The sequence below is a fragment of the Acinetobacter sp. BIGb0196 genome, from assembly GCF_011759595.1.
Classification (GTDB): domain Bacteria; phylum Pseudomonadota; class Gammaproteobacteria; order Pseudomonadales; family Moraxellaceae; genus Acinetobacter; species Acinetobacter guillouiae.
This window is the reverse complement of sequence record NZ_JAAOZA010000001.1, coordinates 2353759-2378555: the sequence shown is the minus strand read 5'-3', so window position 1 is coordinate 2378555 and position 24797 is coordinate 2353759. Positions and strand designations below refer to the sequence as shown.

20 protein-coding genes are annotated in these 24797 nt (G+C 36.7%); 10 read left to right on the top strand and 10 right to left on the bottom strand.

Annotation, left to right across the window (positions count from 1 at the left end):
• Positions 1-297: 297 nt before the first annotated feature.
• The 8 genes from ychF to FHR28_RS10900 form a co-directional block, all read right to left on the bottom strand.
• A complete protein-coding gene (ychF, locus tag FHR28_RS10935; RefSeq protein WP_004720929.1) occupies positions 298-1389 on the bottom strand; it encodes a redox-regulated ATPase YchF in 1092 nt (363 codons plus the stop codon).
• Between the two features lie 350 nt (positions 1390-1739).
• The gene (locus FHR28_RS10930; RefSeq protein ID WP_004720927.1) at positions 1740-2399 is read right to left on the bottom strand and encodes a methionine ABC transporter permease; all 660 of its coding nucleotides are present in this window, start codon (positions 2397-2399) and stop codon (positions 1740-1742) included.
• A complete protein-coding gene (locus FHR28_RS10925) occupies positions 2380-3450 on the bottom strand; it encodes a methionine ABC transporter ATP-binding protein (RefSeq protein ID WP_105712793.1) in 1071 nt (356 codons plus the stop codon). The genes FHR28_RS10930 and FHR28_RS10925 overlap by 20 nt, the downstream gene beginning before the upstream one ends.
• Positions 3451-3461: 11 nt before the next feature.
• On the bottom strand, positions 3462-4298 hold the full coding sequence (locus tag FHR28_RS10920; RefSeq protein WP_166782577.1) for a MetQ/NlpA family ABC transporter substrate-binding protein: 837 nt from the start codon (positions 4296-4298) through the stop codon (positions 3462-3464).
• A gap of 10 nt (positions 4299-4308) precedes the next feature.
• Positions 4309-5190, bottom strand: coding sequence for a MetQ/NlpA family ABC transporter substrate-binding protein (locus FHR28_RS10915; RefSeq protein ID WP_105712791.1), 882 nt, complete (start codon positions 5188-5190; stop codon positions 4309-4311).
• A gap of 55 nt (positions 5191-5245) precedes the next feature.
• Positions 5246-6679: an LLM class flavin-dependent oxidoreductase gene (locus FHR28_RS10910; RefSeq protein ID WP_166782576.1), complete on the bottom strand. Its 1434-nt coding sequence runs from the start codon at positions 6677-6679 to the stop codon at positions 5246-5248.
• On the bottom strand, positions 6679-7911 hold the full coding sequence (locus tag FHR28_RS10905) for an SfnB family sulfur acquisition oxidoreductase (RefSeq protein ID WP_166782575.1): 1233 nt from the start codon (positions 7909-7911) through the stop codon (positions 6679-6681). Before FHR28_RS10905 ends, FHR28_RS10910 begins: the two co-directional genes overlap by 1 nt.
• Positions 7912-7947: 36 nt before the next feature.
• Positions 7948-9153 carry an SfnB family sulfur acquisition oxidoreductase gene (locus FHR28_RS10900; protein ID WP_166782574.1) on the bottom strand — a complete coding sequence of 402 codons (1206 nt, stop codon included), beginning with the start codon at positions 9151-9153 and terminating at the stop codon, positions 7948-7950.
• Between the two features lie 396 nt (positions 9154-9549).
• On the opposite strand from FHR28_RS10900, the gene FHR28_RS10895 reads away from it, so the two are divergent.
• The 5 genes from FHR28_RS10895 to FHR28_RS10875 all read left to right on the top strand — a co-directional run bounded on the left by FHR28_RS10895 (position 9550) and on the right by FHR28_RS10875 (position 15702).
• Positions 9550-10314 carry a glutathione S-transferase family protein gene (locus FHR28_RS10895; RefSeq protein ID WP_004821170.1) on the top strand — a complete coding sequence of 255 codons (765 nt, stop codon included), beginning with the start codon at positions 9550-9552 and terminating at the stop codon, positions 10312-10314.
• A 71-nt stretch (positions 10315-10385) separates the two neighbouring features.
• On the top strand, positions 10386-10760 hold the full coding sequence (locus tag FHR28_RS10890; RefSeq protein ID WP_004720910.1) for a hypothetical protein: 375 nt from the start codon (positions 10386-10388) through the stop codon (positions 10758-10760).
• A gap of 318 nt (positions 10761-11078) precedes the next feature.
• Positions 11079-11348 (top strand): hypothetical protein, encoded by a 270-nt coding sequence (locus FHR28_RS10885; protein ID WP_004720907.1) that lies wholly within the window; start codon positions 11079-11081, stop codon positions 11346-11348.
• Positions 11349-11732: 384 nt separating this feature from the next.
• Complete coding sequence (locus FHR28_RS10880) at positions 11733-14372, top strand: bifunctional aconitate hydratase 2/2-methylisocitrate dehydratase (protein WP_004720906.1); 2640 nt, start codon at positions 11733-11735, stop codon at positions 14370-14372.
• A gap of 88 nt (positions 14373-14460) precedes the next feature.
• Positions 14461-15702, top strand: a complete 1242-nt coding sequence (locus FHR28_RS10875) for a putative phage abortive infection protein (protein ID WP_166782573.1) — start codon at positions 14461-14463, stop codon at positions 15700-15702.
• A gap of 424 nt (positions 15703-16126) precedes the next feature.
• Here FHR28_RS10875 and mqo read toward each other — a convergent pair whose 3' ends face one another.
• Both mqo and FHR28_RS10865 read right to left on the bottom strand, forming a co-directional pair.
• Positions 16127-17773, bottom strand: a complete 1647-nt coding sequence (gene mqo, locus FHR28_RS10870) for a malate dehydrogenase (quinone) (RefSeq protein WP_166782572.1) — start codon at positions 17771-17773, stop codon at positions 16127-16129.
• Positions 17774-18092: 319 nt separating this feature from the next.
• Positions 18093-18578, bottom strand: a complete 486-nt coding sequence (locus FHR28_RS10865; RefSeq protein ID WP_004720894.1) for an Lrp/AsnC family transcriptional regulator — start codon at positions 18576-18578, stop codon at positions 18093-18095.
• A gap of 481 nt (positions 18579-19059) precedes the next feature.
• Here FHR28_RS10865 and FHR28_RS10860 point away from each other — a divergent pair, with 481 nt between their 5' ends.
• From FHR28_RS10860 to FHR28_RS10840, 5 genes are all read left to right on the top strand, one after another.
• The gene (locus tag FHR28_RS10860; protein ID WP_004821177.1) at positions 19060-20043 is read left to right on the top strand and encodes an ion transporter; all 984 of its coding nucleotides are present in this window, start codon (positions 19060-19062) and stop codon (positions 20041-20043) included.
• Between the two features lie 8 nt (positions 20044-20051).
• Positions 20052-20651, top strand: coding sequence for a hypothetical protein (locus FHR28_RS10855; RefSeq protein WP_166782571.1), 600 nt, complete (start codon positions 20052-20054; stop codon positions 20649-20651).
• A gap of 302 nt (positions 20652-20953) precedes the next feature.
• Positions 20954-22174, top strand: a complete 1221-nt coding sequence (gene gltS / locus FHR28_RS10850) for a sodium/glutamate symporter (protein ID WP_004720888.1) — start codon at positions 20954-20956, stop codon at positions 22172-22174.
• A gap of 500 nt (positions 22175-22674) precedes the next feature.
• On the top strand, positions 22675-23391 hold the full coding sequence (locus tag FHR28_RS10845) for a hypothetical protein (RefSeq protein WP_166782570.1): 717 nt from the start codon (positions 22675-22677) through the stop codon (positions 23389-23391).
• A gap of 260 nt (positions 23392-23651) precedes the next feature.
• Entirely contained in the window at positions 23652-24665 is a 1014-nt protein-coding gene (locus FHR28_RS10840; RefSeq protein WP_056510791.1) for a sensor domain-containing diguanylate cyclase, read from the top strand.
• The last annotated feature ends 132 nt before the right edge of the window (positions 24666-24797 follow it).

Genomic DNA, 24797 nt, shown 5'->3' with positions numbered 1-24797 from the left:
ATGTAAATAAATATCGCGTATATTTACTGGAATATTGTAATTTTAAATGTTGATATTTTTTTATAAAAACCTGAATACGTGTTTCATTAAAAAGCAGAGTTAAAATTAGATCGATAAGGAGAATGGTGAAAGTGATCCGCAAATCAATCAAAAGATCGTTGAATCTACATTTAGAAAACAAGTTTTAAATATTCGTCAGACATTTATAAACCAAACTAGAACCAGCGAAAGATTCTATGATGAAAAAAAACAGGTTGAAGAAGTCTTCAACCTGTCTCATCAAAGCATGAGATCTGCTTATACGTTAAAACGGAAGTGCAAGACATCACCATCTTGAACGATGTAAGTTTTACCTTCTAAACGCCATTTTCCTGCTTCCTTAGCGCCGTTTTCACCGTTGTATTGGATGAAATCGTCATAAGCGATACATTCTGCACGAATAAAGCCTTTCTCAAAGTCAGTGTGGATTACACCCGCAGCTTGAGGTGCAGTTGCACCCACTTTTACAGTCCAAGCACGCACTTCTTGAACACCTGCTGTAAAGTAAGTTTGTAAGCCAAGTAAGCTATAACCTGCACGAATCACCACATTTAGACCTGGTTCTTCCATGCCTAATGCTTCAAGGAATTCAGCACGATCTTCATCATCCAACAATGAAATTTCAGCTTCGATTTGGTTGCAAAGCGGAACAACGATTGCATTTTCCTCAGCAGCTAACTTTTTCACAGCTTCAAGGTGTGGGTTATTTTCAAAACCATCTTCTGCAACGTTTGCGATATACATGGTCGGTTTTAATGTCATTAAACCAAAACCACGCACAAGTTTACGTTCATCATCATCTAAATCAGCTGCACGAGCTGGCTTGCCTTCATCAAGTAAAGGTAGAATTTTTTCTAAAACTGCTTTTGTTGCAAGGGCTTCTTTATCACCGCTTTTTGCAGATTTTGCCAAACGTGTAACGGCTTTAGTTACAGTTTCCAAGTCAGCAAGTGCAAGTTCAGTATTAATCGTTGCAATATCATCTAATGGATCAATTTTACCATTTACATGAATTACGTTTTCATCTTCAAAACAACGTACAACGTGTGCAATTGCATCAGTTTCACGGATGTTTGCAAGGAATTGGTTACCCAAACCTTCGCCTTTAGATGCACCCGCAACTAAACCTGCAATATCTACAAATTCCATCGTAGTTGGAATAACACGTTGTGGTTTAACAATGGCTGTTAATTTGTCTAAACGTGGATCAGGTACAGGTACGATGCCTGTATTTGGTTCAATGGTACAGAATGGGAAGTTTTCCGCAGCAATAGCAGCTTTAGTCAATGCATTGAAAAGTGTAGATTTACCAACGTTCGGCAAGCCGACAATACCGCAATTAAAACCCATGAAATAACTCACAAAGTGTTATATAAAAATTGCGGATGATTTTACATGAAAGCCATGACAAAGTCAGGTCTGCGACCTATAAGTTTTAAAATCAGATCATCTCAAATATATCAAGTGCTACATATTTGCCTGAGATCAGCACTTTTATTGAACAAAATGAGCATTCTAGGGGAGTGACAATAGTTTTAGTATGATTTTTATAAGTGGGTCAAATTGAGCAAAGTTACTGTCCTGCATCCAACAACGACATCCATGTCGCCCTACAGATGGATAAGCCTTGTATAATTCAACAAGGCAAAAGCGGAATCTATTTTATTTATATTGATGCAAATGAAGTTAATTGGAAAAACTTAAATCTTCCGCTTATCCAACTGACTTGCCAAACTGTCACCAAATGCTTGAACGATCATGACCAAAGCCACCAAGACCACAATCACAGCAAACATCATTTGCATATCAAAGCGTTGATAACCATAACGGTAGGCAATATCACCTAAGCCACCAGCACCAATTGCACCCGCAATTGCAGAGGAGTTAATCATGGTGACAATTGTGACTGTAAAACCTGCCACAATGCCGGGTAACGCTTCAGGTAAAAGTACATGCCAAACGATTTGCTTACGGTTACAGCCCATCGCTTGTGCAGCTTCAATTAGACCTTGATCCACTTCACGTAAGCTAACTTCTGCAATACGGGCAAAGAAAGGTGTCGCGGCTAAAGTTAATGGAACAACAGCTGCCCAGACTCCGTAACTGGTTCCGACAATCCAACGGGTTAAAGGAATCAGCGCCACCATTAAAATCAAAAAGGGAACAGATCGGGTAATGTTGATCACCGTGCCTAATGCATGATTAATCTTTTTAGATGGATAAATCCCTTGTTCAGATGTATTGACCAAAATCACTGCCAAAGGTAAGCCAATCAAAAAGGCAACAATGGCAGATACGCCAACCATCAGTAAGGTATCTATGGTTCCGGTCAGCAATAAATCAATGAGTTGGTCTTGCATAGCCAAGCACCTCTATTTGCGCAATTTGATGTTTTAACCTTTCTTGTAAATTATGCAGGTCTAAATGGGTTTGTTCAGTACCGACAATCAGCGTTCCAATCAAATGGTTTTGGATATTGTCGATATGACTTTGATATAAATGTACGGATTCTTCAAAAACTTGAAAAAGTTCCACTAAATCAGGTGAATTTTTCGGATCGGTTTCATAACGTAGTTTTAAAATGCTATGGGTTGAATCTTGTTGCAGCTCTGTATGCACTGGGAAGGGCAAATCGAGTTGTTCTAGGTTTAACAATTCTTGTGTGATTTTCTGCTGAGGCTGTGAAAACACGGACCAGACTTGTCCTGACTCAACGATTTCACCATGTTCAATCACCACCACTTGATCGCAAATTTCACGAATCACTTGCATCTCATGGGTAATTAAAACAATGGTAATCCCCAATTCTCGATTGATTTTTTTCAGCAAAGATAACACCACTGAGGTACTTTCAGGATCAAGTGCAGACGTAGCTTCATCACATAATAAAATTTCAGGATGATGCACCAGCGCACGAGCAATACCAACACGTTGCTTTTGACCACCAGACAGCTGTGAAGGGTAGTTATGCGCTTTATTTCCCAATCCGACCAGTTCTAAAACATCGTTGACACGTGTTTCAATTTCAGCTTTATCGACATGGGCAATTTTTAAGGGCAAAGCCACATTGTCCCAAACTGTTTTGGCAGACATTAAATTAAAATGCTGAAAAATCATCCCGATTCTTTGACGTGTTTGAATCAACTCAGCATGACTGAGTTCAGCCAAATTTTGTTGATGAATATGAATACTGCCCTCAGAAATACCTTCTAAACCATTTAAGGTTCGGATCAAGGAAGATTTACCTGCGCCACTTTTACCGATGATGCCGAAAATCTTGCCTTGAGGAATATCTAAGTTGATATTTTTTAACGCATGGATCTGTTGATCTTGCCCATCATAGTATTTATTCAGATCACGAATTTTGATATGAGGGACTGAAAAATCAACATGCGAACCGAAACTCACCATTTCTATTCTCCTTATTTCCAGCCTGCAAACCACATATCTTTGCCGAAATCTTTATCTAAAATATCTCGAACTTGCTGTGAGTTTTGGAAAGCTTGAATAAATTTCTCTAACTTTTGATTTTTGTCTTGATAATCGGTACGTGTCACAAAAAGAATGGCGTACTTTTTATCAATGGGATCTAAAAACAGGGCACTATGCGGATCGGCTTTTTTTGCCATATTTAAGTAATGCGGAAAACCAAAAATCAGATCTGCATCATCATAAGCTAAAGCTGTTTGTGGACCTTCAACTTCTAAAAACTTCAACTGTTTTGGGTTTGAAACAATATCTTGAAGTGTGGAAAGTTCATTGTTGATGTCTTTGATTTGAATTAACCCCGCACGGTGTAACAAGATCAAAGCACGCGCAGAGTTGACGGGGTCACTCGGGATGACAACACGAGCATTTTGAGGTAAAGCCGCTAAGGATTTATATTGTTTTGAATATAAACCGACATGACTGCCGCTACCTGTACCAAAAGCATGCAAATCGTAATTGGTTTGTTTAATGGCATTCTTTAAAAAAACACTTTGTTGGAAAAAGTTAGCGTCAATGTCACGGTTTTGTACCGCAACATTGGGTGCTTGCCAATCTGAAAATTCGACCAGTTTGACATGGATACCATCTTTCTCTACCTCTTTGGCAACCGTTTGTAGTAATTCGGCATAAGGTGGGCTAATGCCAATCGTGAGTACATTATCCTTTTGTTGATTTTGTACATAACGATAGGCAAAAAGTCCTAATAATACGATGACAACAGCAAGACCAATCAGCAGGTTCTTGTTTTTGAGTTTGGAAACTTGGGACATGAGTTATTCCTTATTTCCAACCTGGGAACCATAAATTTTCACCAATATCATCATTTAAAGCCTGTTTGACCTTGTCTGAAGTTTGGTAAATTTTTACAAACTCTTTTAACTGTTTGGCTTTTTCTGGGTGCTTTTGCTCATAGTCATCTTTTACAACAAACAAGATGGCATAACGTGTATTGGTATTATCATCGAGTAATAATGCTTTGTTTGGATCAATGGTTTTTGCAAGACGTAAATAAAGTGGGTAGCTAAATACTAAATCAGCATCATCTACAGCACGCGCAGTTTGAGGTCCTTCAACTTCAATAAATTTAAAGTTTTTAGGATTTGAGCTAATGTCTTGTAAGTTTGATAAATGGTTATTCGGATCTTTCAAGGTGATGAGTTTAGCCTGTTGTAAAAGTAACAGTGCACGACCTTGGTTGACTGGGTCATTTGGAATTACTACACGTGCATTTTCAGGTACCGCCGCTAAAGAATCATATTTTTTAGAATATAAGCCCACATGAGTTGCAACACCTGTGGCAATCGGTTTCAGTTTAAAATCAGTTTCTTTTAACGCATTGCTTAAAAATGGTTGGTGTTGGAAATAGTTTGCATCAATATCACCATGATTTAGTGTGATATTCGGTGTGTTCCAATCTGAAAATTCCACCAGTTTAATATGAATCCCTTGTTTCTTGGCTTCCTCTGCTGCAACCTGTAAAGGCTTGGCAAAGGGTGGGCTAATACCAATGGTGATTTCTTCTGAACCGGCTTTTTTATGTTGGTTCCAATAAAAAAGTCCTGCAATCACTGCAATAATGATCACACCAAGCAAAATAAATTTATTCTTGGAGCCTGATTTTTTGGATGGATTACCATTTGCAGGTGAGTTTATTTGAGTCATGTGACACCCCTTAAAGTGAAATTATTCAATTCATCATGTTTGCTGATTAGGTTATTTAGGCAGTTTGCTTTTGCTGAACTGCCGTTTCGATGCTGTTGTTATGATTTGAGTTTTGACATCGAAAATCAGCAGCAGGGTGTTGTTGGGTTAAATGATCACCCTGTTTAAAGATTTTGTTGCGTAAAGAACCATTTTCATATTTGGTTTTAAATCTGCCACGTTGTTGCAGTTCAGGAATAACAAAACGAATAAAGTCATGATGTGATTCAGGCGCAACAGTACGAGTTAGGTTAAAGCCATCAATACCTGTTTCATCAATCAACTGAATTAATTTTTCAGCAATTGTTTCACCGCTTCCAACGATCAGAGGATAACGACCACCGAGTTGATGCTGTGCTTTAAGATCGTTAGGCGTGATCTGGTTTTCCTTAAATTTATTATTGACTGAAGCAATACTATTGGTTTGTTGATATGGGATGGCTTCATCATCAGCATATTTGGAGAGGTCTATACCGACTGAACTTGAGAAATGTGCTAAACCTGCTTCTGGACTTGCATAGCGGGCATATTCAGCTAATTTCTCTTGTGCTAATTCATCTGTTTCTGCTGTAACCACTGTGATTCCCACAAAGATTTTAATATCTTCTGGATTACGGCCTTGCTGCACAGCCAATTCTCGAATCTTATCCACTTGTTGTTTGATTTTTGCAGGTTGATCACCTCCAATAAAGACACATTCTGCATGGCGTGTGGAGAATGCTAAACCGCGTGGTGAAGCGCCTGCTTGAAAGAGCACAGGGGTACGCTGTGGTGAAGGTGAGACTTGGAAAACACCTTGGCTTTGATAAAAGCGCCCTTGATGGTTAATTTGATGAACTTTTTTAGGATCAGTAAAAATACGCTTTTGCTTATCTTTTTGTACTGCATCATTTTCCCAAGAACCTTCCCAAAACTTATAGCAAAGCTCTAAAAATTCTTCAGCTTGTTCATAACGTAAGTCATGATCTTTTAAACCTTTTTGCCCAATTAAGCGTTCAGCACTGTCCAAATACCCCGTCACAATATTCCAGCCAATCCGACCTTGTGTCAGATGATCTAAACTCGCGAAGCGCCGTGCGAATTGGTACGGTGTTTCATAACTTAAGTTTACGGTCACGCCAAAACCTAGATTTTTGGTTACCGCTGCCATTGCGGAAATCAGGGTAGATGGGTCATGACTCGGCAGTTGGATGGACTCTTTTAAGGTTAAATCTATACCATTCTGGTAGACATCATAAACACCGGTAATGTCTGCGATAAACAACCCATCAAATAAACCTTGCTCCAAAGTCTTGGCGAGATCAGTCCAGTAATTGAGCTCATTAAAACGATGAGATTCATCACGTGGATGGGTCCATAAACCGTGATTGATATGGCCGACACTGTTCATGTCAAAAGCATTGAGTAAGATTTGTTTTTTAGGTGCTGTATGTTGAGATGTAATTGTCATTACAATGTCCCTCTGCGTGGTGGAAGGATGTTGTTTAATACATAGTTTCCAATAAAATAATATTTCCAGCGTGATGCATCATGCAGTGTATGTACCCGTACATTGCGCCAATGTCGATCTAAACCATCGGCACGTTGACTACCACGACTTCCAGCCAACTCGATCAATTTTGAAGACGCTTTTAATGCTGTTTCTGTACTGTGTGCACGGACTTTAGCCACATCTAGTGAGGCTTTGGCAATATTTTCAACTGTAGGTTGTGGTTTTGCTGCATCAATAGATTGAGCAGCTTGTTTTAATAAAACCTCACTTGCTCTTACATCAGCAGCAACACGGCCTAATTCATAAATGGTCAGTGGATCTTGGTCTGCACGTTCTACATTGGCATCAATCCATGCGCGTGCTTTTTTAACCCGTTCTATTGTTTCTTCAAATGCTGCACGCGCAATGCCTGTTTCAATCGCAGCATGCATAATTTGTGCAAATGGGCCAACGAGGGTGGGTTTAGAAAATGCAGTGTCAAAACGAATGACATATTCAGATTCAACAAAAACTTGATTGAATTTAACGGTGCCACTGCCTGTGGTTTTTTGTCCAAAGCCTGACCAATCATTGATACGTTGTAAGCCTTGTGCATCTGCAGAAATAAAAGCCAAATATTCACGTTCTTCAGCATCACGGACTAATGTCGGAATACGATGGGCAAATAGACTGCCCGTGCAATAGAACTTTTCCCCATTGACCACATAACCATGTTCAGTTTGACTAATTTGGGTATGCTTTTGTGCAGCAGTCTTGGTCTTAAATTCAGCGAGCGCATTGCCAAAACGAGCGCCTTGAAGTACTTCACTATAGAGTTTTTCCTTTTGCTGCTCTGTACCCGTATTACGTAATACTTCCAGTGCATAAAAATGGTTTTGTGGAATCTGACCAATAGAACCATCTACACCGCTGAATAAAGCAATTATTTTAGCGACAGTATGACTAGATACCTCCGCACCACCATATTGCCGCGGTACTGTGATCGCCCATAACCCTGATTGACTAAAAGCTTCAACCTCATCAAAAGGTAAAATTCTTTCAGCATCACGGAGTACTGCATTTTGTTTAAATTGCTGACTCAATTGTTGCGCGATTTCTAAAGCCTCTTGATCATTTTGAATAATATGTGCTTGCGCAAAGGGATGATTGTTTACATCCAATGTTTTATTGATATCTTGATAAGTTGTCATATATATTTCCCTGTTAAGTAACAAAGTCGTTTAACTTTAAATCCACGCATGGCGCTGATTTTGCGTACCATTTAAGTAATAATTTCCAATGGCATGAAGTTTCCAACGCACAGGGTCATGTAAGGTATGTACACGAGCATTACGCCAGTGTTGATCGAGATTATGAGTTTCTAGGCTTGAACGACTTCCGCCTAATTCAAGTAGCTTTTCAGAGATAAGGAGTGCTGCATCGTTGGCATACACTTTTGCCTCAGCAACAATAATGGAGGCTTTACTGGCTTGTTCAGGGCTTACGGTGTCTTGTGAATCTAATTGATCTAAATATTCTGCAGCTTCATCGAGCAATAAAATAGATGCATCGAGTAAGATATTTAGCTTACCGACTTCTTGTAAGGTATACGCTTCAAAACTGGCTTTATCCACATTGGCATCAATGATTGGACGCGCTTTATGGATTGCAGATAAAGTATCTGCAAATGCAGCTTCTGCAATGCCAACATCAATCGCAACCTGAATCAGTTGTGAGTACGCCCCACGATATTTTGACGCATCGGCAAGTGGTTTTTCATCCATAATAAGATCTGGGTGAACCACAACATTTTTTAAACGTACTGTGCCACTTGCCGTTGTACGTTGTCCAAAGCCATCCCAATCATCAACAATTTCAACACCATCAGCTTTCGCATCAATAATTGTTAAAACAATATGACCATCTGGGTGAATTGCGCGTATCGCCAACCAATCGGCAAAATATGAACCCGTTGAATAAAACTTTTCACCATTTAAAAGGTATTGACCATTGATCTGTTCTAAACGTGTTTCAATGGTGCGGGTATCTTTGGTATTGCGTTCTGGGCCACCATTAGAAAGCCGTTTACCATTTAAAATTTCAGTATAAATAAACTGTTTTTGCTGTTGATTGGCAATATGCTCAATGGCATTTAACAAGCCAAATTGATTTTGAGGAATCTGTCCAACACTGGCATCTGCCTTGGATAAAATACGGAAAACATGCGCAAGGGTTTTATTTGAAACTTGAGCACCACCATATTTTTTGGCAATACGAATTCCACCTAATCCTTTGAGGCTTAATTCTTGTATGACATCAACAGGTAAAATTCGTTGTTGATCACGTATATTTCGTTCTACCAAAGCAAAATCAGCAACTTGGTAAGCTGCATTTATCGCTTGTTGATCGTTTTGGATCACAAAGGCTGAGGTAGAAGAATTCAAACTAGACATATTGGCACCTTTCAATAGATACCAAAACGCTAAGCAATATTGTGGTAAAAATTAAACGAACTATTGTGCTTAACTTATCTAAAATTATTGTTAGGATAAAAATCGCAAAGTTTTTTAATATTGAATATATGTTAAATAATTGAAATTTATAACTTGTTTTGAATTTCTCTGGTCGAACTCTTAGTCTGAAGCAGCTTTGTTATTCCTATCACGAATAAAGAATAAAGAAACTGATATAACCATAGAATAAGCATTGGGTCATATGACGAGCGATTGAAGTAAAAAGTACATTGTAATTCAGGTGATGAATGTCTAAAGTACACAAGATTACTCAGGATTAATCTTAACTTTTAGATTTATCTAAGCTTTTAATTAAAAAAATAATTTGGAGACTACATGCGTACGTTGTACCAATTCCCACTCTCGCATTACTGTGAAAAAGCCCGTTGGTTGCTTGATCATAAAGAATTGGATTTTGTTGCGCAGAATTTAATCCCAGGTGTCCATCGTGCATTTGCACAACTTAAAACAGGGCAAAACAAGCTGCCTATTTTAAAAGATGGAGAACGTTTTATTGCGGGGTCGACTCAAATCGCATTGTATCTAGATGACGTTTATCCTGAACATCGACTGCTTCGTACAGATCACACGCTTCGCGAAAAAACCTTAGAAATTGATTTGATTGCCAATGAGTTAGGTATTCATGTACGCCGTTGGGGATTGGCACATGCTTTAGCAGAAGGCGATGAACCATTAGAAATTATGATTGGTGAAAAAGGCTATTTACGTCAATTTGAAAAAATTTCAAAGCCTATTCTTAAAACCATGGTTTCAAAAAGTTATCAATTGGACAAAGAGAAAGTCGAAGAATCTAAATACAATTTAGAGCTGACGATAGACAGTTTAAATAAGATCTTGATTGATAACGGTTGTCGCTATTTTGTTGGTGATCGCCTTGGTTTGGCAGATATTTCAGTATGTTCAATTCTTGCACCGTTATTAGAATTACCTGCGACACCATGGGAAAAGGAATATGCAGAAAATATTTCTCAAGAATTTACCGAATTTAGCCAACATTTGTTAGAACTGCCTTTAGGGCAATACGTGAAAAGAATTTACGCCACTGAGCGCAATGCACGTGTGGATTGGCGAGGAATGTAAGATTTCAAAGCAAGAAACTCTCCAATTTACTGAAAAATTAAGTATCATAGTGTGGAATTGGAGATTTTTTAATGCAGAAGTTCGTAATTTTAGGTGCGATAAGCACTGTTTTATTGATGGCGGGTTGTACTGAGAAAAAGCCTGCAACTCCTGAAGAAATTTGGAAAGGTTACTGTACCAGTATTGGTAATGCTGCACGTTCTATTACTTTAGATCGTCAAAATGGGATTACCAAGAAAGAAGCAATTGAATATGCAAATAAAGTCACTGATCCAACAACTAAGGGCTTTGTACTTGAGTATTTAGAGAAAGTCTATGCATTATCAGATGCAGAGCTAAAAGCGGATAAAGATGCAGTTCAAGCAAAGTTTAAGAACGAAGCATTTGAACAATGTCTAAATACACCGCATGATCCGACAAAAATGCCAGATTATAAACCGTTCTAAGGAGCGGTTTTTTTATGGCTTAAAGCACAACAGCAGGCGATATGCTTGGTTAGCAGACAATGAAAGAATACGATTTGTGTACATTAGAAACGTGAAGTTTGAGTAATCAGTACATGCAGGCTTTTGAGTCCTGATTCTTTTAAACCATTTAAGTGTATTTTTGAATAAAGATTACGATGACGTGGTTTTTTTATGTTGAGTTATCGAGAATATATAAGTAATCGACAAGCCTCGTCACAAAAAATGATTAGCATAAAAATTGAAAAGCATATATACAATATAGAAATAGAAAACAAAAAGTAGCATAGGAGTGAGACAATGGAAGTAGTTGCTTATTTACATAATGCAGATTTGCTCTTAGAAGATGACAATGGTGTCGCTGTGATTAGCGGCAGTCATTATGTGCTGAGTTTAGGTGATCAAGTTTTTTTCCAAGAAGTCATTGATGAACGAGCAAAGTTATACCAAGTGAAAATTTCATTTGCGTGTACTGAACATTCAATGTTTCATGAAGATGAAGTGCAAATGAAATTTGAAGGTTGTCGTACAGAATTCCAAAAGTATGTAGACAGTACGACAGTCCACTAAGGTGGAATGTACTTTGTTCTAAAAAAAAGGCAACATATGTTGCTTTTTTTATGGCTGAAATAGTCTAAAGGCAAGGTAAACATAACTTCAATCTTATTAAAGTGAAGTTCATGTTTTACAAAGATTATATTTTTAGAGCTTTTTCAAATTAATTTGAGAAATAATTTACATAAACGTCTGATGAAAGCGTACTGTGTAGATCTGTAGTTAAATGAAGCGAAAAGTGATGAGTATTTATTTATAAAATAATGGTCATCACGAATTAATACGCTCATTGCATTAACTTTTGGCTTGATTTTTAGTAAAATTTGACAGTCCATATTGCCTGTGAAGCTTTAATAAGCAGGAATTCACAGGTAAATTTTTAAAAAGAGGAATTACACCGTGCTAGAAGCTTACCGCCAACACGTTGCAGAACGTGCCGCACTCGGAGTCCCACCGAAGCCACTTGACGATGCTCAAACTGCTGACTTGGTTGAATTACTAAAAAATCCACCAGCGGGTGAAGAAGCATTTTTAGTAGATTTGCTTGAAAACCGTGTTCCAGCAGGTGTTGACCAAGCTGCATATGTAAAAGCTGCTTTCTTGACTGCTGTTGCTAAAGGTGAAGCGACTTCTCCATTGGTTTCTAAAGAGCGTGCGGTTTACTTACTAGGTACTATGCTTGGTGGTTATAACGTAGCACCTTTGGTTGAATTGCTTGATGATGCTGCACTTTCAAGCTTAGCTGCTGAAGCATTGAAAAAAACGCTTCTTGTATTTGATGCGTTCCATGACGTTGCTGAAAAAGCCAAAGCGGGTAATGCAAATGCACAAGCCGTTATGCAATCTTGGGCTGATGCTGAATGGTTTACTAGCCGTAAAGACGTTCCAGAAGAAATCAAACTTACTGTTTTCAAAGTAACTGGCGAAACAAATACTGATGATTTGTCTCCTGCACAAGATGCTTGGAGCCGTCCAGATATCCCATTGCATGCAAACGCAATGCTTAAAAACGTACGTGATGGTATCAACCCAGAAGTTCCTGGTGAAGTTGGTCCATTAAACCAAATCAAAGAACTCATCGCAAAAGGCAACCAAGTTGCTTATGTTGGTGACGTTGTTGGTACGGGTTCTTCTCGTAAATCTGCGACTAACTCAGTGCTTTGGTTCTTTGGTGATGACATTGCTCACATCCCGAACAAAAAAGACGGTGGTTACTGCTTAGGTTCTAAAATCGCTCCAATTTTCTTCAACACAATGGAAGATGCTGGTGCATTACCTGTAGAGATTGATGTTGCTAACATGAACATGGGCGATGAAATCGTTCTTAAAATTGATCATGCTGCTGCAAAAGTAACTGCATTTAAAGCAGGCGAGCAAATCGCTGAATCTGAGTTGAAAACGCCTGTTCTTCTTGACGAAGTTCGTGCGGGTGGTCGTATCAACTTAATCGTTGGTCGTGGTTTGACAACTAAAGCGCGTGAAGCTTTAGGTCTTCCAGCATCTACTTTATTCCGTGTTCCAGTTCAACCTGAAAACACTGGTAAAGGCTTTACTCAAGCTCAGAAAATGGTTGGTCGTGCTTGTGGTCTTCCAGAAGGTCAAGGCGTTCGTCCAGGTACTTACTGTGAACCGAAAATGACGACTGTTGGTTCGCAAGATACGACTGGTCCGATGACTCGTGATGAATTGAAAGACTTAGCTTGCTTAGGTTTCTCTGCTGATCTTGTGATGCAATCTTTCTGTCACACAGCTGCATATCCAAAACCAGTTGACGTTCAAATGCAACATACGCTTCCTGATTTCATCATGAACCGTGGTGGTGTTTCATTACGTCCAGGTGACGGTATTATTCACTCTTGGTTAAACCGTATGCTTCTTCCAGATACAGTTGGTACTGGTGGTGACTCACATACACGTTTCCCAATTGGTATTTCATTCCCAGCGGGTTCTGGTCTAGTCGCGTTTGCTGCTGCAACTGGTGTTATGCCGTTGGATATGCCTGAGTCGGTACTTGTTAAGTTCAAAGGTAAAATGCAACCTGGTATCACGCTACGTGACCTTGTACATGCAATTCCTTACTACGCGATTCAAGCGGGTGACTTAACTGTAGAGAAAAAAGGTAAGAAAAACATTTTCTCTGGTCGTATCTTAGAAATCGACTTAACAGAAATGGAAACTGACCTAACTGTAGAGCAAGCATTCGAACTTTCTGATGCTTCTGCTGAACGTTCTGCTGCTGGTTGTTCAATCACACTTTCTGAAACGAAAGTTGCTGAATACTTGAACTCTAACATCACAATGTTGAAGTGGATGATTTCTCAAGGTTATGGCGATGCACGTACTATGGCACGCCGTGTTGAGAACATGGAAAAATGGTTAGCAAATCCATCACTTCTTCAAGCTGATGCTGATGCTGAATACACTAAAGTGTATGAAATTGATCTTGCTGACATTAAAGAACCAGTTCTTTGCTGCCCGAACGATCCAGATGACGCTAAACTTCTTTCTGACGTTCAAGGCGTTAAGATCGATGAAGTGTTCGTTGGTTCTTGTATGACGAATATTGGTCACTTCCGTGCTGCTGGTAAATTACTTGATAAAGTACCTGGTGGTTCATTGTCTACTCGTTTATGGTTGGCTCCACCAACACGTATGGACGAACATCAATTGATGGAAGAAGGTTTCTATAACATTTATGGTAAAGCTGGCGCGCGTACTGAAATGCCAGGTTGTTCATTATGTATGGGTAACCAAGCACGTGTAGCTCCGAACACAACTTGTGTATCGACTTCTACACGTAACTTCCCGAACCGTTTAGGTCAAGGCGCAAATGTTTACTTAGCTTCTGCTGAGCTTGCATCTGTTGCTGCGGTGCTTGGTAAATTACCTTCTCCAGAAGAGTATCAACAATATGCTGCTCAAATCGACAGCATGTCTGCTGACATCTATCAATACTTGAACTTCGACAAGATGGGCGAGTATACAGATGCTGCGAAAGACATTGATACGAAGAAAATTGCTGCTGCTCAATTAAGCTAATTTATTGAAAAATAAATTAAATTGAGTTAAAACTAAGGGCTGATTAATCAGCCCTTAGTTTTTGAGAATAATACTTTTTAGAGGTTCTATGAATTTACATGATATAAAAACTATTTTAAGTATTACTTTTTATGCTTATATAATTCCTATTCTGTTGATACTATTTTTACTCGGAGTGACTTACTTTGCTTCTATTATTCCTACAATAAGTATAAGTGAAAATGATCAGACAATTGTAAATTATGGATATTTGGGAAGTTTTATAAGTGGCACATTAGGAATTATTTTTACAGCAGGCTCATTAATTTTTTTGGCAAAAACACTTAATTTTGAAAGGAAAAAATCAGATCAAGACAATTTTGATAATAAGTTTTTTTTAATGCTTGAAACATTGGAGAAAATTAAAGATAAAATTGACGATGATTTAAAAAATAAAATTTTAGGGGAGATAGAACGAATTAATGAGTTTTCAATTATTAAGACACTAGAAGAAAGTAAAAAAATTATCCATATGTATAATACTGATATAGGACACTATTTTAGAATGCTGTATCAGATACTAAAAATGGTTGATCAGAATGAAGATAAAATTTTAAATTTTAGGAATGTAAAAACTACTTATTATACAAATATTTTAAGATCGACTTTGGATTTTAAACTCACACAAATTTTAGCTATTAATGTTTATTATTCAGATGATTTTGATAGTGAATATAAGGAATATTCAATCTATACCAAGAAATATAATTTTTTTGAACATATGCCATTTTGCATATCAAAAAATCACATTTCAGAATCTTTATTAGCAGTTTATTTGAATTGTGATCAAGGGTTTGGTGATAGTTCATTTGTAAAAAAAATGAATAAATATGTAATAAATTCAATAAAAACATCAATTTTATGCAAATATAACTATGACTTAAAATACTCTTTTTTAAAAAGGTTAGTAGGTGAATGGCAGATAAATAAATTTTTTTTAAAAATCTCTATAAAAGAAAGATTAGTTAAATGTAACATTGAAGGAAGGAATTGGGATGGTGAATTGATTAATACTTATCCTGATACTGCTAATTTAATTAAATGTGAAATTTATAGCCATGGACAAGGATATGATATTTCTTCATATTTTGATGAGGAGTTGAATTTTAATTTAATTTTTGATGAATCCGCTTATGAACAGTTCAGTAATTTAAATGATATTAGGAAAATTAAAATAAAATTATTTCTGAAGAATATGAATGTTTTATATATTATGTATATTGATGAATCAATTGTAGATGGTGATGATAATTATATTCAACCATTAACTAAAGCAATTAAATTGAACTGATAATCTAACGTGTTTTTGAGTCGGTTTTAATAAGATTAATAATTTTGCTTTAAATAATTGCGTTAGATTGTTATTAAATTCTGAACTTTAGAAATTAAGTGTAAATTAATAGCTAAGTAATCCTAATTTTTATTTGTTGCTAAACATCTCAAAAGATTAAATGAGAAGGGGTGGATGAGGTTTTGAAAGTTTATCTTAAAAATTAATAAAGTGATAATAACTAAAAATCATTTTCTTTAATAACCTTTGCTTAATCAGAAAGTTTTTTAGTAGGCATTAAAAAGCCCCATTTTCAGGGGCTAGTCGTATAGCTCGCGCTATACTCATATAAGGCTCATCTCATACTGATTGTATTAAAACACAAAATGAGATATTCAGCCATAAAAAAGATGAGCCGTAGCTCATCTTTTTTTACACAAGAAGATTAATGTGTATTTGCTACAGCAGGAGCAGCAGGGGCTGTCGCATCATTTGCAGCTTTACGGGTAGGTGTGTAATTTAAACCTAAAGTCGAGCTGGTATATGTACGCACTTGATCAAGCAGAGCAGGGTTGGTATTTAAATCTTGTTGATAAGACTTCACAATCTCATGCAATTTTGGATTCCATTTACCTTTAACTTGCTCAGGGAATGCTTTTTCCATCAAGCTCAGCATAATGTATGGAGAGGTTGATGCACCAGGAGAAGCACCAAGAAGGCCTGTGATTGAACCATCTTTAGAGGTGAAGATCTCAGTACCGAATTGAAGTGTTGCAGGTTTACCCGGTGCTTTTTTGATGATTTGAACACGTTGGCCAGCTTGGCTTAAAGTCCAGTCTTCAATTTTTGCATCTGGATAATACTTTTTCAATTCATTGAACTGATCTTGCTTAGACATCGCCACTTGGCTGACTAAATATTTCACCAAGTCCAGATTTTCCATTCCAATGGTTGCCATCGGAATCACATTGTTTTTGTTGGTCGCATCAATCAAATCAAACTGAGAACCATTTTTTAGGAACTTGTTTGAATAGGTTGCGAATGGACCAAACAATACATACTTTTTACCATCAACGTAACGAGTATCAATGTGTGGTACAGACATTGGAGGTGCACCTAATTCAGGCTTACCATAGACTTTTGCAGTATGTTGTGATGTAACAGCTGGATTGTCTGTCATCAAGAAAATACCACCGATCGGGAAGCCAGCATATTGCTTAGTTTCTTCCAGACCTGTCATTTGTAATAATCTAATCGCAGCACCACCCGCACCAATAAACACATGACGAGTTTTAACATGGCTGGTTGTGTTGGTTTTTAGATTTTTAAACGATACAGTCCAAGTTTTGTCTGCATTTTGACTAATACCTGTTACTTCAGATGAAGTTTCAAGTTTGAATTTAGGCTGTTTTTTCAAATGATCAATTAATTGAGTCGTAATTGAACCATAATTTACATCAGAACCTACGTCCATACGTGTTGCAGCAACTTTTTGGTTTGCATCACGGCCTTGCATAACTAAAGGCGCCCATTGCTTAATTTCAGCAGGATTTTCAGTATATTTTAATCCTTCGAACATTGGGCTTTGGCTCATCGCTTCATAACGTTTTTTCATGTAGTTCACGCTATCGCCCCAAACAAAGGCAATATGTGGTACAGGATTAATAAAGCTGTTTGGTTGACCCAGCACGCCATTTTTGACCTGATAAGCCCAGAATTGTTTACTTACTTCAAACTGTGAAGCAGTATCAATGGCTTTTTTAATATCAACTTTACCGTCTTTCTCAGGGGTATAGTTCATTTCCATAAAGCCAGAGTGTCCCGTTCCTGCGTTGTTGAATCCCGCAGAACTTTCTTGACCTACCTGATCCAAACGTTCATACATATTGATGGTCCAGTCTGGTTCAACTTCATTGAGGTAAGTCCCCAAAGTTGCACTCATAATACCGCCACCAACAAGTACCACATCTACAACTGGTTCATCTGTTGTTGTGTTGACTTTTTTAGAAGCAATTGGTCTGAATAAAAAGATCAATCCAATAACAAATATAACCCCGATGACAATCAGTAGGTATTTAAAAAATCTCTTCATATATTTCCTGTTTCATCAAGTTTTAATAATATTGTAATGTAGAAAAGTTACATAAATGTTAGTTTGTGTAATGATTTTTTTCGTAAATGATTTAAATATATGAAATAATTTGTTTTTAAATTTGTAAAGATGTGTACAAAAAACAACCAGATTAAAATTTGATTAGTATATTTGTGTAATAAATATTCAAAAAAGTCTTAGACTAAAGTACTATTTTTTGTAGGTGTTAAGCTTTTTGTAGCTTTAAGCTGGCTAAAAAATATGCTGAAAAGAAGAGTTTTTCAGCCTAAATATGAAAACTCTTCTCAAGATTTTTTGCTTATTCAATCATCATGAGGTCTGATTTATTTTCAAGCTTTAAAGGACGTAAAGCAAAAATAGAACGAGTATGGCGAATACCTTTCATTGAATATAAATTTTTACGTAAAAAGCGCTCATAATGTTCAGCATTTTTCACCGCAACTTTGACCAAATAATCATAATCACCTGTTACCAAATGCGCTTCTACAACCTCAGGCATTTGACTGAGTGCATCACTAAATTGCTCTAAAATTTCGTCATCATGACGTTCTAAGGTGATCTCAATAAAAAATAGTTCATTAATCCCGATGGCTTTGGCATTAATGGTGGCAGTATAGCCTTCAATGACATTTAAAGATTCTAGACGTTTAACACGTGTCCAACATGGCGAAGAGGAGAGTCCAACCAGTTCAGAGAGCTGAGCGACCGTTAAACGACCATCTTTTCGAAGTGCCGATAAAATTTTGCGATCAATCCTATCTAAAGTGTACTGACTTTCATTCATGAGCTTTACCACAGAAAATATTTTCGAGAATAATGGAATATGTGAAAAATCATTCCGAAAATACTGGAGATTTATATTAAATACGGGAAACATTCTATTCAGTAGAACGCTAGAATAAACTTATCAAATCAAAGACATTTGGGAGACTGGCTTTGATTGAGCGGATAGTATCTTTAGAGGAAAGGGTGCCTTTAACGATACTGTCCGCGACCTTATTCTACGCTTTAAAAAAATTATAAAAATAGTTTTAAAACGATAAAATTCAACCGCGCCTTCACAAATTGCATATGATTCAATAAGACATTGTAATCTTTTTTATTGTATAACAAAAAATTATGCAATGAATAAGATATATTTATACTTTGAGTTCGATGCTTTAACAGCCAAAATAATCAACAAAATTGTAAACTCAAGCAGCTGAAGATGTGCAATTAAATCGAGAAGTATTAAGATGATTTATCTTTAAAATAAAGAATAATGCATGCGATTCACAGCTTGGTACACACTCCGAAAATTTGTATATGACAATTTGCATAATGAAGATTATGAAACGTGGTTTAGTCGTGCGATCAATTTCTCTTTGATTTTTCTAATCATTGGTAATGTTGTCGCGGTACTTTTAGAGTCAATCAATGATGTTTATAAAGCCTATCAGCTTTACTTCGATGCATTTGAGGATTTTTCAATCATTGTCTTTACCGTTGAATATATTTTACGTTTTTGGAGTGTTGCAGAAAAAGAACCGTTTGATTCTGAGTGGAGAGTACGCTGGAAATATGTGACCAGTGGTGCTGCGATTATCGATTTACTGGCGATTTTACCAGCATATATCAACTTCTTTGTACATATTGATTTAAGATTTTTGCGGATTCTGCGCTTACTGCGTTTATTAAAACTTACCCGATATTTTATTTCATTACAGATTCTACTGCGCGTTATAGAACGTGAAAAGGGTTCATTTCAAGCCGTGATTTTTATTTTGGTGATTATGATCGTGATGGCGGCAGCAGGCATTTATGTTGTCGAAGGTCGTGCACAACCCGATGTCTTTAGCTCAATCCCTGCATCTATGTGGTGGGCGGTGGTGACATTAACCACTGTGGGTTATGGTGATGTAACGCCAATTACTCCACTTGGACGCTTCCTTGGTGCTTTGATTACCATACTCGGTGTCGGATTGGCCGCTTTACCTGCAGGTATTTTGGCAAATGGTTTAGCCAATGAATTGGAATTAAGAAAGCAACAACTGGAGTTAAAGTTTCGAGATTTGTTAGAAAGCTGTGAAATTGACATTATTCATGATGAAGACAAGATTGATGATATTCGTAGAGATGTTGGCTTATCTGCTGAGCAGACACGAGATATTGTTTTACAACTGATTCGTGAACGTAAAGAACAGGAATTGGAAAGAGAAAAAAACAAGTATTGTTTCTGTCCAAATTGTGGGTATAAGTTACCTGAGTGAGTATTTGGATGAATAAATTTAATCTTTCTGAACAACAGAAAGCTAAATTCGTGAGTATTTTTTCTGAAAGTTTTGGGCTAGATATTTTACAAAACCGATTGCAATCATTTTTTGAGGAAGTTTTTCAAAATTATTCATATTTAAAACTTCCTCAAATGAATATCGTGTCTACAGCATCTTTAAAATATCAAGTGTATTATCAAGAACCTGATGCCGATCCTGAAACATTAAGTATTGGTATAGGACATTGGAATATCTATATCTGGAGAACTTTGGATGGAAACTGGTGTCTAGATGATTTGTATGAAGAACCAATCGAAATCGTAGCAGAGATTTTAACTTTGTGTCCTTTGTTTTCAATGATTCCCAAAAATGTGAAAACTCTCAAAGAGCTATTAGAAATAGGAATGATTTTAGAACAGCATTTATTTCAATTACCGAAATTTTCGGAAATTCGACCTGATGATTGTCGCGAAGTATTGTCATGGGATGGGCGTTATTTGTTAACAGGTAATAAAGTCGAAAATTTGAAGTTGTACAGCTATCGTGAATGGAGTCAATTGATTCAGCGTGAAAATTTTTTTAATAATGAATTGACCCTAAAATGAAGATGAGTGACCGTCATTGATAAAAATATAAGTAGTGAATTATCTTGGATCCGTAGTCATCATCTGCATAGCACTATCCATTCTTAAATTGGCTGAGACGAATCAATCCTCGCTTTATTTGCGCTAAGTGCTTCACAATAACAACGATAAATTCAATCTGTATAATGATGAAAATTCTTCTAAATATTTTGACCAACGAATAGCCGAATAAGAGTTTTAAATTTATTTTTTACATATTTTTTAATGAATTATTGAGTAAATTTAAGTATTAATAACGCCATAAAAGTTTTGAATGGTTAACAATGAACATTAATGTTGATATTTTTGGCACGATTGCAATTGCTGTAGCCGTTCTTTTTATTGGTTATTTTCTTGTAAATAAGATCAGTATATTGAAGCAATATAATATTCCTGAACCTGTCGTGGGTGGGTTAATTGCTGCTGCTGTAACTTTTGTGCTTTTTAAGCAATTTAATTTAACCGTAAATTTTAATGCCAATATTCAACAAAGTTTTATGTTGATGTTTTTTACTTCTGTTGGATTGAGTGCAAGTCTGCTTAAGTTAAAAGAAGGGGGTAAGTCGCTGCTTCTTTTTATGGTCTGCGTAGTGATTTATGTGCTACTGCAAAATGCTGTTGGGATAAGTTTGGCAACCGCACTCGATTTAAACCCTTTGATTGGCTTGATTGCTGGATCCGTCACTTTAACTGGTGGGCATGGTACAGCTGGAGCATGGGGCAGTATTTTTGAAGAAAATTATGGTATCAAAGGTGCGATTGTCTTAGGAATGGCGAGTGCGACATTTGGTCTGGTCATTGGTGGAATGATGGGTGGTCCAGTTGCAAAGTTTCTGATTCGTCGTTATCAATTGGCTGAAGAAATAGCGCCATCAGCAGCGCGTATGCAAGCTCCTCCATCTGCTGAAACAGCGCCATTTGAATATCCAGAAAAAACCCGTTTAATCACCGCTGATGATGCGGTTAAAACCATAGGAATGTTTGCGCTGTGTATTGTCTTTGCTAACTTTATGACCGGTGTTGCCAAAGGACAATGGTTTGAGTTACCGACTTTTGTATGGGCATTGGGTTGTGGGGTATTTTTACGTAATACACTGGAATATGTATTTAAAATTGAATTGTTTGACCGTTGTATCGATGTATTTGGTAATGCCTCGCTGGCATTATTTTTAGCTATCGCCTTGATGTCCTTGCAATTGTGGTTACTTGCTGATTTAGCTGGTCCATTGGTAATTATTCTTATCGTTCAAACTGTTTTTCTTGCTTTATATCTATTTTTTGTCACTTTTCGAGTTATGGGTAAAAATTATGATGCTGCAGTATTGTGTGCAGGTCAGTGTGGGGTAAATTTAGGTGCAACACCGACTGCTATTGCCAATATTCAAGCGGTAACCAATACTTATGGGCCATCGCATAAAGCATTTTTAATTATTCCTCTAACCGGCGCATTTTTTGTTGATATTGTGAATGCCGTTGTTATTCAAACCATTACGAAGTTCTTTTAAATGTTCTGTTAGAAAAAGTGATGTGATGACTTAAGCATTTGGGAAACAGCCTCAAAAAGTGGCTGTTTTTTTGTATTTAGATGATACTCATTATTACTTTTTTGAATTTAAAACGATTTAATAAAATTTATATAGATACATTAAATCGTGATTTAGACTAAGGTTTTCTGTTAGTGACTTAAACGTTATAAAAAGTAAGTCACTTTAAAATAGTATGTGGCTTTAAAATAGTAAGCAGTTTTAGGATAGAAGTTATAGCTATAAAAGGACACTAGAATGGGCTAACAAGTTCAAGGCTTTAATCTTAAAGCCATGCATAATTTTGAAAAGTCGAATGAGAATATTTCTGTACGCGCTTCTTTAACACAATCTACTATTTATTTTAGTACTGGTTCGGGCCAAGAAGATATATTTGAGATCTGTATGATAGCTTATGAATTTACAGATAGCGGTGAGTTCGAGAAATATAACCGCAAGTGGCTGAATTGGAGGCCTATTTTTTGAAAAATTTACCAGATGAATTGATTAACTTTATAAAAAATCCAATTGTATTTGAGCAGATGGAATTACCTTGGAACTATCCAGCTATTGATCATTTTGAGGATTTTCAAGTTGGTTATCGCGTTTGTGAGGGTATAGATGAAAATATAACAGGACGAAATGATGGAGCTTGGCATCCTGAAGGTTATGTTATTTGTTCAAACTATTTTAATGATCCATTTGTTATTCATCTGGATGAGGATAAAAAAGGCTATCCAGTCTATTATGCTCAACATGGCGCTGGGTGTTGGGATTTTAAACAAGTAGCCAGCAGCTTAAAGAATTTCCAATTAGATTTGATTCAAATCCAACGTATTGAACACGATAAGCAGGCATTAATTGATTACGTGGTGAGTAATAAGAACTTCAAACTAGATTTTTGGAAGGAATTGCATTTGAGTCTAGTCGAATCGTTATCTGATGAAAATATAAACGCAAATGATGAAATAGAATCTCAACCATGGATTTATGGCAAATTAATACTTGTGGAATCAGGTAAAAATAAAATTAAAGTGGTGAGTTTTCTAAAACAGCATTTCAAAATAACAGGTATGGAAGCGTTGCAAATCATCAATCAGTTACCATTGGAAATTGAAAGCGGGGCTGAGCAGTTCTGTCAATACAATAAAGACTATTTGGAGAGTATTGGAGCACATGTCAAATTTATATCGGATTAAAAATAGCCACCTATCTGTATGAATTTAAATGTAGATATATGAAGGGTATAACGAAGTAATTTTTTTCAAAAATTTAATGAACACAGTAATATACTTTAAATATGAATCATCATAATATGTATGCCACAAACTCTGTATTTGATATATTTTACGTGTTCAAGCTTTGAAATTAAGTCAGCGCTAGGCACTTGCATTTATTTCATCAGTGTAGCGTTTGAGCTTATATACTTAAATTGGATCACACTCGTCTAGGATGATGTATGTCTAAAACGAAACAACCAACCTCAAAACAATTACTGTCAGTGATTCAGACGCAGACAGCAATTGCAAAATTGGGCTTGGATATCAATGCTGTCATGACTTTAGTGGCAGAGCAAGTTCAATTGATTACCCATGCAAAAGGTGCAATTGTAGAGCTCGCTGAAGAAGGTGATATGGTCTATCGTGCCGTTTCGAATGGTGCAAATCAATTTCTAGGCCTACGCTTAAAGATGGATTCTAGCCTTTCTGGGCTTTGTATCGCGCAGAATACGACTTTATATTGTAAAGACAGTGAAACTGATGAGCGTGTAGATCGTGAAGCATGTAGACGGGTTGGGCTGCGTTCTATGGCTGTTGTACCACTAATTCATTGTGATGAACCGATTGGTGTATTAAAAATTTATTCAGAACGGGTAAATGCCTTTAAAGAAAGTGATATCAATTTACTTACACTCATGTCTGAACTGATTGCTGCTGCGATGTATCATGCCAGTAAGTTTGGTGCTCAAGAACTCTATAAGCTTGCTACACAGGATCAGTTAACAGGACTTGCCAATCGTGCTTTGTTTCTTGATTGTTTAAGACAAGGTGTTGAACAGGCTAAACGTACACAAAAGCTACTTGGAATCTTGATTATTGATATGGATGGTTTGAAACCAATTAATGATCAATATGGACATCGTTTAGGTGATGAGGCGTTAAAAGAAATTGGTAAACGTATCGTCAATATTACCCGACATGATGATTTGGTTGCACGTTTAGGTGGTGATGAGTTTGCAGTGATATTAAGTAGTCTTGGCGATCAAGAGCTGGCAAAAAAAGTCATGAATCGTATTGTTGAGGCGTGTGGATTACCGTTTGTATTTGAAAATGTCAAATTAACCATGGGTGCAAGTGTAGGTCTGGCTTTATTTCCTGAAGATGGTATTGAACTCAATAAGTTGATTGAATTTGCAGACCTTAAAATGTATGAACATAAACGTTCTAGAAAAATGATTAATCTAAATACTTGAGATTTAAGATCTTTAATAAGAAATAAATTTTAGTGAAGTTTTGATCCCATTATGAATATTGAACACAAAGATTAGTATTTTTGACTTAGGAAAGAGGTTTAATTTCTTTGTTTTAGTTCTATTGAGCATGTT

Bases quoted from the DNA above. Each gene is read 5' to 3' on its own strand.
- ychF (WP_004720929.1), bottom strand. From the start codon at position 1,389: ATGGGTTTTAATTGCGGTATTGTCGGCTTGCCGAACGTTGGTAAATCT.
- FHR28_RS10930 (WP_004720927.1), bottom strand. From the start codon at position 2,399: ATGCAAGACCAACTCATTGATTTATTGCTGACCGGAACCATAGATACC.
- FHR28_RS10925 (WP_105712793.1), bottom strand. From the start codon at position 3,450: ATGGTGAGTTTCGGTTCGCATGTTGATTTTTCAGTCCCTCATATCAAA.
- FHR28_RS10920 (WP_166782577.1), bottom strand. From the start codon at position 4,298: ATGTCCCAAGTTTCCAAACTCAAAAACAAGAACCTGCTGATTGGTCTT.
- FHR28_RS10915 (WP_105712791.1), bottom strand. From the start codon at position 5,190: ATGACTCAAATAAACTCACCTGCAAATGGTAATCCATCCAAAAAATCA.
- FHR28_RS10910 (WP_166782576.1), bottom strand. From the start codon at position 6,679: ATGACAATTACATCTCAACATACAGCACCTAAAAAACAAATCTTACTC.
- FHR28_RS10905 (WP_166782575.1), bottom strand. From the start codon at position 7,911: ATGACAACTTATCAAGATATCAATAAAACATTGGATGTAAACAATCAT.
- FHR28_RS10900 (WP_166782574.1), bottom strand. From the start codon at position 9,153: ATGTCTAGTTTGAATTCTTCTACCTCAGCCTTTGTGATCCAAAACGAT.
- FHR28_RS10895 (WP_004821170.1), top strand. From the start codon at position 9,550: ATGCGTACGTTGTACCAATTCCCACTCTCGCATTACTGTGAAAAAGCC.
- FHR28_RS10890 (WP_004720910.1), top strand. From the start codon at position 10,386: ATGCAGAAGTTCGTAATTTTAGGTGCGATAAGCACTGTTTTATTGATG.
- FHR28_RS10885 (WP_004720907.1), top strand. From the start codon at position 11,079: ATGGAAGTAGTTGCTTATTTACATAATGCAGATTTGCTCTTAGAAGAT.
- FHR28_RS10875 (WP_166782573.1), top strand. From the start codon at position 14,461: ATGAATTTACATGATATAAAAACTATTTTAAGTATTACTTTTTATGCT.
- mqo (WP_166782572.1), bottom strand. From the start codon at position 17,773: ATGAAGAGATTTTTTAAATACCTACTGATTGTCATCGGGGTTATATTT.
- FHR28_RS10865 (WP_004720894.1), bottom strand. From the start codon at position 18,578: ATGAATGAAAGTCAGTACACTTTAGATAGGATTGATCGCAAAATTTTA.
- FHR28_RS10860 (WP_004821177.1), top strand. From the start codon at position 19,060: ATGCGATTCACAGCTTGGTACACACTCCGAAAATTTGTATATGACAAT.
- FHR28_RS10855 (WP_166782571.1), top strand. From the start codon at position 20,052: ATGAATAAATTTAATCTTTCTGAACAACAGAAAGCTAAATTCGTGAGT.
- gltS (WP_004720888.1), top strand. From the start codon at position 20,954: ATGAACATTAATGTTGATATTTTTGGCACGATTGCAATTGCTGTAGCC.
- FHR28_RS10840 (WP_056510791.1), top strand. From the start codon at position 23,652: ATGTCTAAAACGAAACAACCAACCTCAAAACAATTACTGTCAGTGATT.